At 23.3% G+C, this 10,968-nt stretch carries 11 protein-coding genes; 8 read left to right on the top strand and 3 right to left on the bottom strand.

The features are described 5' to 3' along the window. The 3 genes from ABCP60_RS15160 to ABCP60_RS15150 all read left to right on the top strand — a co-directional run. On the top strand, positions 1–1,462 hold a 1,462-nt coding region (locus tag ABCP60_RS15160; RefSeq protein ID WP_343102091.1), incomplete at its 5' end, for a DEAD/DEAH box helicase. 739 nt (positions 1,463–2,201) lie between these two features. Next, entirely contained in the window at positions 2,202–2,693 is a 492-nt protein-coding gene (locus ABCP60_RS15155; RefSeq protein WP_343102090.1) for a hypothetical protein, read from the top strand. An 18-nt stretch (positions 2,694–2,711) separates the two neighbouring features. Beyond that, a complete protein-coding gene (locus ABCP60_RS15150; protein WP_343102089.1) occupies positions 2,712–3,086 on the top strand; it encodes a hypothetical protein in 375 nt (124 codons plus the stop codon). A gap of 363 nt (positions 3,087–3,449) precedes the next feature. Here the strand turns inward: ABCP60_RS15150 and ABCP60_RS15145 are convergent, their stop codons facing one another. After that, positions 3,450–3,794: a hypothetical protein gene (locus ABCP60_RS15145; protein WP_343102088.1), complete on the bottom strand. Its 345-nt coding sequence runs from the start codon at positions 3,792–3,794 to the stop codon at positions 3,450–3,452. Positions 3,795–3,948: 154 nt separating this feature from the next. Between ABCP60_RS15145 and ABCP60_RS15140 the strand changes: the two genes are divergently transcribed. From ABCP60_RS15140 to ABCP60_RS15130, 3 genes are all read left to right on the top strand, one after another. Further along, complete coding sequence (locus tag ABCP60_RS15140; RefSeq protein WP_343102087.1) at positions 3,949–4,371, top strand: universal stress protein; 423 nt, start codon at positions 3,949–3,951, stop codon at positions 4,369–4,371. Between the two features lie 261 nt (positions 4,372–4,632). Continuing rightward, positions 4,633–4,806, top strand: coding sequence for a hypothetical protein (locus ABCP60_RS15135; RefSeq protein ID WP_343102086.1), 174 nt, complete (start codon positions 4,633–4,635; stop codon positions 4,804–4,806). 567 nt (positions 4,807–5,373) lie between these two features. Continuing rightward, positions 5,374–5,703, top strand: coding sequence for a hypothetical protein (locus ABCP60_RS15130; protein ID WP_343102085.1), 330 nt, complete (start codon positions 5,374–5,376; stop codon positions 5,701–5,703). A gap of 441 nt (positions 5,704–6,144) precedes the next feature. Here ABCP60_RS15130 and ABCP60_RS15125 read toward each other — a convergent pair whose 3' ends face one another. After that, positions 6,145–6,759 (bottom strand): hypothetical protein, encoded by a 615-nt coding sequence (locus ABCP60_RS15125; protein ID WP_343102084.1) that lies wholly within the window; start codon positions 6,757–6,759, stop codon positions 6,145–6,147. Between the two features lie 123 nt (positions 6,760–6,882). Between ABCP60_RS15125 and ABCP60_RS15120 the strand changes: the two genes are divergently transcribed. Beyond that, positions 6,883–7,464, top strand: coding sequence for a hypothetical protein (locus tag ABCP60_RS15120; RefSeq protein ID WP_343102083.1), 582 nt, complete (start codon positions 6,883–6,885; stop codon positions 7,462–7,464). A 229-nt stretch (positions 7,465–7,693) separates the two neighbouring features. Then, positions 7,694–9,328 carry a cell wall-binding repeat-containing protein gene (locus ABCP60_RS15115; RefSeq protein WP_343102082.1) on the top strand — a complete coding sequence of 545 codons (1,635 nt, stop codon included), beginning with the start codon at positions 7,694–7,696 and terminating at the stop codon, positions 9,326–9,328. 846 nt (positions 9,329–10,174) lie between these two features. Here the strand turns inward: ABCP60_RS15115 and ABCP60_RS15110 are convergent. Further along, the gene (locus ABCP60_RS15110; RefSeq protein ID WP_343102081.1) at positions 10,175–10,378 is read right to left on the bottom strand and encodes a helix-turn-helix transcriptional regulator; all 204 of its coding nucleotides are present in this window, start codon (positions 10,376–10,378) and stop codon (positions 10,175–10,177) included. Positions 10,379–10,968 lie beyond the last annotated feature (590 nt).

Raw genomic sequence — 10,968 nt, 5'->3', positions numbered from 1 at the left:
TATAGACACTAAGGCTATTATAGATATTCTTAATAAATCAAATAATGGAGCTTTACTTATGAATGATACTAAAGAGCATAGTAAACTTTATAATATTCTAATGAATACTAGTAAAATGACTGGATTTGAAGCAATGTTAAACACAATAACTCTTGTTGCTGGACTTAATATATACAATCCAAATATAACAGATATAATAGTTGCTGGTATAAAAGATATAGGAACTATTAAACAATATGTAGCAAGATTTAGAAACCTTAAAAAGGTAAATGTTCATATATTTAATAACTATAAAGAAGATTGTAATATATACGAAACTGAATGGCTAATATCAAAAAGTACAAAAAAAGCTAATATCTTAAAAACCGCTTATAATGAAGCATGTGAAGAGGATATTGAATTTACGACTGTAGGTGTTAATCCTAATCCAATAAATATAGATACTAATGTTTACTTCAATAAGAAAACTAATAGCTATGAAGTTGATACCGTATATATAAGAAGTCAAGTATATAAGACTTATTATAATTCAAGAACATTTGAAAGTTTTAAGGTTTTACTAGAAGAGTATTTCAACAACATAGAATTAATATATGATTTAAAAATTAATGAAGAAATAAAAAAAGATAAAAATTCATATAAAAAAGAGTTAAAAGAATTACAAAAAGAAGCAATTGAACAATTAAAAAAACATAAAGATATACTTGTAGGTTATGATGAAATTAAAAAGAACAGGCGAAGTTACAACCTAATGGAATATCAAGAAGTAAATAACCTATCAATGGAGCAAGTTCAAAAAGATTATTTAAAACTTGGAGTACATGACCTAATATTTAATAACTCTTTAAAATCAAAAATTAACTTATATAGTAAATATGTTTTAGAAGATTATTTTAGTACTGATATGGCTTGGAATATTACTTTTATGCATAATAGAACTAGAGGAAAAATATTTGCAAAAATAAATACTTTAATTTATAGAGAACTAAAAAAAGAACACCCTAATATATTTAAAAATGATAATACAATTGAAGTAAGAATGTATGAATGGCTTACTAATGAATTTAAAGAGGGAATAAGTTATACCCAAGAACATTTAGAAATATTAGCAGAATCATTTAGAATAGCTTTTGGTGATAATTGGGCTTTTACTCCAAAAAAATTAGGGGAATTGCTTAATCAAATTTATGTAATAGAAAATAAACAATATAAAAAAGGGGCAAAGGTACCACCAATAGAAACTCTTTTTTATAGAAATATAATTCCTATTGCTGGTACCTTTTCTAAAAAAACTAATATTTATACAATTAAATCAAAAGTAAGTATTTTAGATATAAAAAAGGAACTTGATAGCACAAGCTCCGATTTAAGTTTAGATTTAGCTATAGAAAAAAGAAAATCTAAATTGATAGACCAACTAGATATGATGGAAAAACAAATTCTTCTAGAAGGTATTTGTTGATTTAATTTATACGAAAGTCTTAAACATGAGTGGAGTTATGTTTAAGGCTTTTTTTATTTTTATTATGAAAAAAAGAACATAAAATTATACATCAAGACGTTAATTTACGTTCTGTTTATATACACAAAGTATATAAAAAAATGAGAGATATGTAAAGTATTTAATTAAAAAGAAGGCAACATTTTTTACAAGAATTAAAACAAAAAAGTTATTAAAAATTTTTGCTGAAATACTTTAAATTTATCTTAATTACATAAAAGTTTTTAATAAAATTTTATCTTGTTTTTTTATTTAAATTAATTAAAAAAAGTAGGTGTTCAAAAGGTGGCTAGAGGTGTGGAAGAGTGTGGGGAATGGTGTTCAAAAGGTGTGTATAGGGGTATTTTTTTGCTATCCCTTTTTTTATAATAACTTTGAGAGAATAACTGGGCTTTGCCCAGCCTATGACTGAAAGTTATAGCATTTTCTCCTTATGCTCTTTTTTACAAAATTTCAAAAATGAATTTTAAAATTCTGTTTTGTATTTTTTTGCGAACTCAAAAAATATTTTATGAAAAAAATAAGTGAAAATAAAATTAGAAAAATAGAAAAGTAAGAGAGAAACTTTATAAAAGTTATTAAGAAAAAAGTAATAAATAATACAAAATAAATGCAAAAGTATTTTATTTTTTGAAGGAGTTAAATTATATTTTATGAAATAAATACAAGAAATACTTTTGTATTAGGGGGATAGTTTTTTATGAAAAAAGATAAATTTAATGAGTTAGATATAAAAGAGCAGATAGAATATATAAATCAAAAATTAGATAAAGAAACTCTAACTAAGATATGTAAAGAAATAAAAATATCAAGGTCAACAATCAGAGAAAGATTTTTAAAACAAGGATATATATTTGATAAAGAGCAAAGTAAATATATTAACGTAAAAGAAAAAGAAAAGCCACAAGAAGAGAATAAATTCAAAAATAATACAAATGCATTAGAAAGTAAAATAAAGGCCTTAGAATTGAAAATAAAAGACATAGAAGATAGATTAAATAATAATTCATTAAATCAAATAAATATAAAAAAGCTTGAAGGAAAAACTGTATCAAGATGTTATAGACTTTATGAAGATGTTCAAAAAGATTTTAGTAAGTTTTGTAAAGCAAATTCAAATTATAAAGTACAAGATATATTATCTATGGCATTATATGAGTATATGGAAAATAACAAGAAGGGTAATATTTAATTGTATGGGGGGTGAAGTTTGTTTGGTTTTTGGATATTAATATTGAGTCCTATAATTATCGTTGTACTTGGTTCGTTATTAATAAATTTTTTGAAAAAAAAGACAGGAGCAAAGGAAGAAGATTTAGATTTATTAGTTGAAGATAAATCTAAAAAAATAATTAAATTTCTTTATTTTGTTCTATATATTTTTTCTATTAAATTTGATAATGGTATAAAAAGTACAATGATTATAATAGCTGTAATAATACTTTCAACAATTGATTTTTTTATTTCAATGAGATTATTAAAAAAATATAATTTTGACAGCAAAACAAGGAAATATATAATAGCTGAAAGTATTGTTATGCCTTTATGGGTAATAGTATTAGTTGTAATAATATTATTACTTTAAATTTAATCAGTAAATTTAAAGTAATATATTTTAACAGTAGTCAATTGTTCTTGTGTTTCTCAAAGGGTAATACAAAAATGCAAAGGATATATTACTTGGAAGATGCCAATTGAAAAATAATGGTACTAATTATATAATTGTTATATAGAAAAAACATCAAAGTATTATTAAGCAGTTAATAAATATTCCGTCTGATTAACTGTTTAATAAATATTATAACTAACAAAATAGCTATGATTAATTTCACAGCTATTTTTATGTATACTTATTTTATAATTTAAATTATAAATAGAAATAAAAAAGAACTAGTTGAAATATTTAACTAGTTCTTTTTTATTTGGGATGGAAGTAGGTATAACTAATCTATTTTATTAACTTCAAGTATCCGCTTGGATGGAAGTAGTATACTTTATGATTATTTTTATTTACAAAGTATCCTATATCACCAGGGACATCAGGAAGGAAAACATACCCTTTTAGTTTTTTAGCTCTTAAAGCTTTAAATGCTTTTTCATTACCTTGATAGATATATTTAACTTTATTATTTTTCTTTACTAGTATTTTTAAGGCTTCTTTTTGGTTAAGAACTCTAACTTTTTGAACAGCCTTATATTGTTTTACATTATGAGCGTATACTTCGCTGTTTATATTTCCTCCTATTAAAAATGCTCCACATAATATAGCTATAACGACTGCTCTCTTCTTCATGGTTCTAACCTCCTTTTAAAATGATTTAAATAATTTATTTTATATTTTTATAATAATATAAAAACGTTTTCTAAAAAAGACTATATTTTTACAAAATTTTCTGATAATATATTGATTATACGGTGAATATTTCTTAAAAAGGATGTGTTGAGAAATGAAAAAAATATTAATGCCTATTGATGGAACAGAAAGAAGTTTGCAATCTTTAGATTTTGTAAAAAATATATTCCCTAAGGATTCAGTTGAGATAACTTTAATGAACGTTAAGGAGTTAGTATTTACAGGAAGGGTTGTAGCATTTGATGAAATGAAATATTTTGAGAATACATGTAATGAAATGCTAGAAAAAATAAAAGAAAGATTAAAAGAGTATAAAGTTGATACATATTTTTCATTTGGATACCCAGGTAAAGAGATAATAGAAAAGTCTATAGAGGGAAAATATGATGTAATAGTTATGACTAAGTCAACAAAGAATAATTTTATAGATTCAATTGGATCAGTTACGGCCCATGTAGTAAAAAAGGCTAAATGCACAGTCATAATAGTTCCAGAATATAATAAAAAATACAATTAATAAATTAAAGGAAAACACAGAATAAATACAAATAATTCAAATATAAATAAGTTCAATGGAAAATAAAAAGATGAGTTCTTAATAGGCTCATCTTTTTATTTATACAGAGATCATTTCTTATTAAAATTTATATTATATTAAATATTTTTATTCTATAACATAGACATTATAATACACAAGATAAACTATCTATGGCATTATAAGGATATAAATAAAAAAATTTACATCAGAGTATTAAAGTAATAGAGGTGGGAGTATGTTATGTACTGTATAAAATTTAATAAAGAATTGAATTCTTCAAAAGAGTGTGGTTTTTATTCACAAGAAAAAAATAGAGAGTTCTTTAAAGATTTTTTTGATATAGATGATAATTTGATTTTTAAAATGTATGTATGCCCTAAATGTAATTATTATGACATATGCAAGAAGAGTTGATTTAACTGGTGTGAAAATAAAAAGTTGTAAATAAATAATTGTTATAAACTTCATAATTTCTAGTAGAGGTAAAAAGATGAGTATTTTAAAATTTGCATATTTGATTATAAGCGAAGCATCATTTGTTTCAATGGTTTTATGTAGAGGGATAACTATTCGAATATTACTTTTTTTAATCTCAATAATCACATATTATAAATACGATAAAATGCCACCAAATGGATACAAATTTTCGTTAAAAAAAATTATGAAAAAGTAATATTTAAAGATTTATATAATTAAAGAAAAATGCAGAAGAAATACAAGTAATACAAATATAAGTAAAGTAAAAGTAGTATAATAATTAATAAATTAAATAATGGCCAAGATTTAATAAATAAAGTTTCATGGAAAACTAAAAAAATGGAAAAGAGTGTATTTACTGAAATGTAGGAATTTCAATAGATACACTCTTTTATATGTATAACTAGTCCCTAAATCTAAATTTAAGTGATAGTTATTATTTATAGAATGATAAGTCTATATTTTGATATAATTAATTCATAAAAATACAGGAGGAAAAGTAGCATGGTTGATTTTGTTTTTGGAATATTTCTTATTGTAATAGGTGCATTTTTTATTTATTCAGCATTAAAGTTACAAAAAACTCGAGATATAAGATTAATTAAAAATAATATGGTCAATATAGAGAAAATTAAGGATAAAGATAGTTATATTAATTTTAATTTTAAAATAAATATAACTGCAGGATTTATAGTTATTATACAAGGATTAGTTTGTATATTATCTATGTACTTCTCAATAATAGAAAGTATATCATGGATTATAAATATAATTGCAATATTAACTATATTCGTGTACGTGTATAAGCTTATTTTCAAAGCTCCTAAATTTTAATATTATATGAATAATATTAGGTATGATTTTATGAAGAATATTTTATTATATTTATGTTTAATAATTTTAAATGCTTTTATTTATCTTTGCTGGGGAGAAAACATTCTATTTATTACAGTGATTGTATCAATAGTATTAATTATTTATATAGATATAAAGATACATAAATATATTTGTGCTGAATGCAAACAAAAATTTAGCATTAAATATCATCAAATTTTATCTTTGCATGCAGGTGAATATAGAAAATTAAAGTGTCCAATATGTGGAGCTACAACTTTAGCAAAAATTATAAAAAAATAAGAATACTTTAAAAACTTGTTTAAAGATACTTAGTAAAAAGCCCTTAGAATTCGTTTGTTTCGATTCTAAGGGCTTTAACTTTATTCTAAATATGTGTGAGTCTTAAAAGTTGAATTTTAAGATTAAAAATCAAATATTCTATTTTAGAGGTTCCGCATACATATCTTTTAAATAGTTAAGTCTATTAAGCATTTTATTTAGATTTGATTCAGCATTTTTTTGATTTTTCCTTCCTTCATAACCTAATTCTTTATTTACATCAAATTCAGCATCTACTGCATCAGCATTAACTTTAATTGTTGCAGACATAACTTTCCATTTTCCATTTATTTGAGAAAGATATACTACATAATCATTTCCTGCCATGGCTTCATTTATTTTTCCAGTATTTTCATCTTTAAAAGAATAATCTTCATCCATATAGACATTTACTTTTACACAGTTTACAGATCTCACAAAGTTTTCATAATCAAATTTAAAATTTTGAGAAAGTACTTTTTTATAATTTGTTTTATGATTAGTAGCTTTTACAGTATTTCTTGCTAATAGATATTTCTTCAAGTGTTCATTTCCAACTGTTGAGAAATCATTCTTTCCCCCATTATAATTGTAATCATCTTTGATAAATGTTTCTAATACTTCTTTTATGGAATTTATTTCAAAAATAGCATGTTTATATACATATACACTAGAAATAAGAATAATTAATAACCCTAGCAAAAGAATAAACAATTTATTTTTCGCTTTTATCATATAATAACCTCCAAATATATACTATCTAAAGTAAAGTTTAGATAGTAGGTAAAATTATTTAAAATATATATTTATTATGTTATACTCCTCTACAGTAATAAAAACGTTTTAGGGGAAGTTTTTATGAGAAAGTGTTTATCACTTATCATTGTTATTTTTATAACATTGATATCAATAATATTATTAAAATTTATATTTGACAACAAAGAACCTAGTAATAGTTCAATAAAAAATACATTAGAAAAATTTATTGAAACTGATTTTAGATATAACGGAGGGGATAATAATTTTAGTACCTTAGAATCTAAGGAATTTAAAGAATATCTAAAAGCTCGAAATGATTTAAAGAATTATGACAATGAAATACAAAATTACAAATATTTTAATGATCAATTTATATTTGATTATAATAAAATATTAAAAGAAGGTGATAAAGCAGTTGTTGAGGTTTTTGTAAAATATAAATTCTCTTATTATTTAAATGATGAAAGAACAGATGATGCTTCAGCATCAGATCTATATATTATATATCTAACAAAAATTGACGGTTTATGGAAAGTATCGTCTGCTACTATAAAAACAGATGTTGACCTTATAGATAATAAGTTTGATGTCAATAAAGAATTAAATTCTGATAGTAAAACCTTTCTCAAAGAAAAAAACAAAAAAAAAGTGAAAATCTTAATAAAATGTTGGAATCTATAAAAAGAATTAGAGAAAATTTAAATAAAAACAATAATTAGATAATTATACAAAAAAATTTAAATTATAAAGTGCAAGATATATTATCTAGAGCATTATATTAGTATATGAAAAAGTAATAAGGTGAAATATTTTTATGATTAGATAGGAATATAAAATAAGACAAAAGTACCAAAATTAAAAAAAATTTTTGTATTATATAATGTATATAACTAATAAAGGAGTGAGTGATATGATAAAAGGGAAAAAAACTGTAGGATTTTTATTAGCAGCTATGATGACATTCTCAGGAAGTATAAATATATTTGCTAATACACAAACAATAAGTCAAGAAAAATTAATAGGAAGCGACAGATATGAAACTGCTGTTGAAGTAAGTAAACAAGGGTGGACACAATCAAAAACAGCAATAATAGTAAATGGAAACGATATGCAAAGTGCACTTTGTGCAACTCCATTTGCAAAATTGAAAAATTCACCAATACTTTTAGTAAATAACAATAGTATAGAAGAATCTACTAAAAATGAATTAAAAAGATTAGGTGTTGAAAATGTATATATAGTAGATAGTGGAAATAGTATATCAAAAAAGGTTGAAGATGAAATAAAAAGTCTTAATATAAACATAAGTAAAATAGCTGGAAATTCAATATATGAAATGTCAACTAATGTAGCAAAAGAAATGAACAAGATAAAATCTTTTGATAAAGTTGCTGTAGTAAATGGTGAAAAAGGACTTGCAGATGCAGTTAGTATAGCATCTCCATCAGCTATGAATAATATGCCAATAATATTTGTTTCAAATGACAATAGCAATCAAGAAAGTTTAAATTTCTTAAAAAGTAAGAATATAAATAAAACATACATAGTAGGTGGTGATCTTACAGTTTCAGAGAATATAGTTAAAAATTACCCAAATAAAGAAAGAATAAGTGGAAATGATAGAAATGCAACTAATGCAAAAGCTCTTCAAAAGTTCTATTCAAATAAAGATATAGAAAATATATTTGTTGCTAAAGACGGTATGGGAAATGAAAGCATGTTAATAGATACTTTATCTATAGGTGTATTAGCAGCAAAAGAAAATTCACCAGTTTTAATATCTAATGGAAACTTAGATCAAGGTCAAAAAGATTTTGTTAAAAGTAAAAATGTTCAAGAGGTAACTCAAGTTGGTGGAGGTAAAAATCAAAAAGCATTTGAAGAGATATTAGTATCAAAAGGTGGAAGTATAAGAAACAGCACTAAGAAAATAAATTTAATACAAGCAAAAGAAATATTAAGAAAAGTAGTTCCTGGTGGAAAAGTATTAGTTTGCTATTACGATAGAGATGACAATGAATACGATGGAAAAATTATAAAAGATAATTATGTATATGAAATAGAAATAGATGCTTTTAATGGAAGTATACTAGATATAGATAAAGAGTATATCGATATGAATAATTCAAATACAAGCAATATAACTTTAGAAAAAGCAAAACAAATAATGTTAAATGCAGTACCAGGTTCTCAGTTAATGTATTGTCAATACGATAAAGAAGATAATGAATATGAAGGAAAAGTTAAGAAAGATAATAAAATATATGAAATAGAAGTTAGTGGATTCGATGGAAGAGTTATAGATATAGAATTTGACAATGATTTTGGCAATGATAATGCAGTAGGAAGTGCAACTATAAGTGTTGAAAAAGCAAAACAAATAATGCTAAACAAGGTGCCTGGTGCATTATTTGTATCATTTAAGTACGATAAAGAAGATAATGAATATGAAGGTGAATTAAGAAAAGGAAACACAGAGTATGACATTACTGTTAGTGCAGTAGATGGTAGAATAACTGACTATGATGTTGACTATGATAACTAAAACAATACTTTAATTTAGGTTTTTAGGTATATTTATTTAGTAAGTTAAAAACAAAACTGTACAACATTATTGTTATTAAAAATATATATGTTTTTAGTTAGAAGGATTGTGAGCAAATCACAGTCCTTTTCTATAGTAATAAAAATAAATAGAAAAAGTTATTTATAATAACCCTAGAATATAATGATAAATACGAGTAATAAATCAAATAAAATACAGAAAAAATGCAAGTAAAGTAAAAGTAGTATAATAATTAATAAATTAAATGATGGCCAAGAGTTAATAAATAAAGTTTCATGGAAAACAAAAAAATAAAAAAGAGTATACTTACTGAAATGCAGTAATTTCAATAGATACACTCTTTTTTTGTTTCAACTATATTTTTACAAAAATTTTATTGACCAAATACTTTATTGAATAAGTTATATTTGCACATTTTAAATTTTGAAATATCATGATTTTTAGAATAGATTCCAATTATCATTAGTCCAATTCCTGCCCCAATAAATAATCCTTTAATGAAATCTGGTACTGAATTAAATCTATTAATATAAGGGAAAGTTGAACTCAGTAAAATTCCTAATAAAATATAAATATTGCATTTTTTCAATATGATCATCTCCTTTAATAATATATTTAAAATAATATCATAGCTCAAAAGACTTTAGAATACTAAAGCAATTAACCTTTAAAATGAAAATTCAAGAGTAGTAGCAAAAAAGCTCTTAAAATCCATTCATTTGGATTATAAGAGCTTTAACTGTAGGTCTATAAATTAGCTATACTTTAAAGTGAAATTTAAGTGGTAGTTGTATTTTTATAGAATTTTAAATTGATTGATGATCATTATTCTTGATATTCAAATAATTCTTCAACTGAAGTATTAAATACCTTTGCTATATCAATTGCTAGTTTAAGTGAGGGATTGTATTTACCATTTTCAAGATGACCTATAGTTTCTCGTCTTACACCTACTTGTTTAGCTAGATCACTTTGTTTCATGTTATTTTTTTCTCTGTATTCTTTTATATTTGTTTTTAATTTTGACACTTAAATACCTTTTGAATCAATGATGCAAAAACTAATTGCTCTAATAATTGTAAGAAGCAAAATAGTTCCGACAACTAAATATCCTATTATAAACCATGATAATTCAAATATAACTGAAACAAAAGATATTAATATTAATAACGTATAGCAAATCTTTAAACATAAAGAATCAGTTTTATACAAAATCCCTTTTGTAAATTCATCAATAATTTCAATTTTTTTCCGTAAAAAAATTGAAAAGCAAAAAATATACCAGTTAATCCAGCAAGACTATTTTGAATTACTTCATATAATGAACTGTAATCGGTCCTAGTAAACATCCAATAATATGAAAAAAGCAGTATTGCTGGAAAAATTTTAATAATCATCCATGTTCTCAAACTATTTTTTTATTTATAACATTTAGTATTTAAGTATATCTTCAAGTGAAATTTAAGCAATAATTACTTTTTGTAGATTATTAAAGTTAACTTTTGATATAATCTTCAATTAATAAAAATATTTCATATAAGGAGGGTAATATGGGTGAAGAATTTAACAAAAATCAGATTCTAGTAAATTATAAAAATATAAAAGAAGAATTATTAAAG

It is taken from the genome of Romboutsia sp. MSSM.1001216sp_RTP31141st1_G3_RTP31141_220114 (assembly GCF_039031195.1).
GTDB classification, from domain to species: Bacteria; Bacillota; Clostridia; order Peptostreptococcales; family Peptostreptococcaceae; genus Romboutsia_C; species Romboutsia_C hominis.
The sequence above is the reverse complement of the archived record's forward strand: the minus strand, read 5'-3'. Positions and strand labels throughout refer to the sequence as shown.

What these genes read in the sequence shown, in the direction of transcription:
- ABCP60_RS15155 (WP_343102090.1), top strand. Translation starts at nt 2,202, where the DNA reads ATGAAAAAAGATAAATTTAATGAGTTAGATATAAAAGAGCAGATAGAA.
- ABCP60_RS15145 (WP_343102088.1), bottom strand. Translation starts at nt 3,794, where the DNA reads ATGAAGAAGAGAGCAGTCGTTATAGCTATATTATGTGGAGCATTTTTA.
- ABCP60_RS15140 (WP_343102087.1), top strand. Translation starts at nt 3,949, where the DNA reads ATGAAAAAAATATTAATGCCTATTGATGGAACAGAAAGAAGTTTGCAA.
- ABCP60_RS15135 (WP_343102086.1), top strand. Translation starts at nt 4,633, where the DNA reads ATGTACTGTATAAAATTTAATAAAGAATTGAATTCTTCAAAAGAGTGT.
- ABCP60_RS15130 (WP_343102085.1), top strand. Translation starts at nt 5,374, where the DNA reads ATGGTTGATTTTGTTTTTGGAATATTTCTTATTGTAATAGGTGCATTT.
- ABCP60_RS15125 (WP_343102084.1), bottom strand. Translation starts at nt 6,759, where the DNA reads ATGATAAAAGCGAAAAATAAATTGTTTATTCTTTTGCTAGGGTTATTA.
- ABCP60_RS15120 (WP_343102083.1), top strand. Translation starts at nt 6,883, where the DNA reads ATGAGAAAGTGTTTATCACTTATCATTGTTATTTTTATAACATTGATA.
- ABCP60_RS15115 (WP_343102082.1), top strand. Translation starts at nt 7,694, where the DNA reads ATGATAAAAGGGAAAAAAACTGTAGGATTTTTATTAGCAGCTATGATG.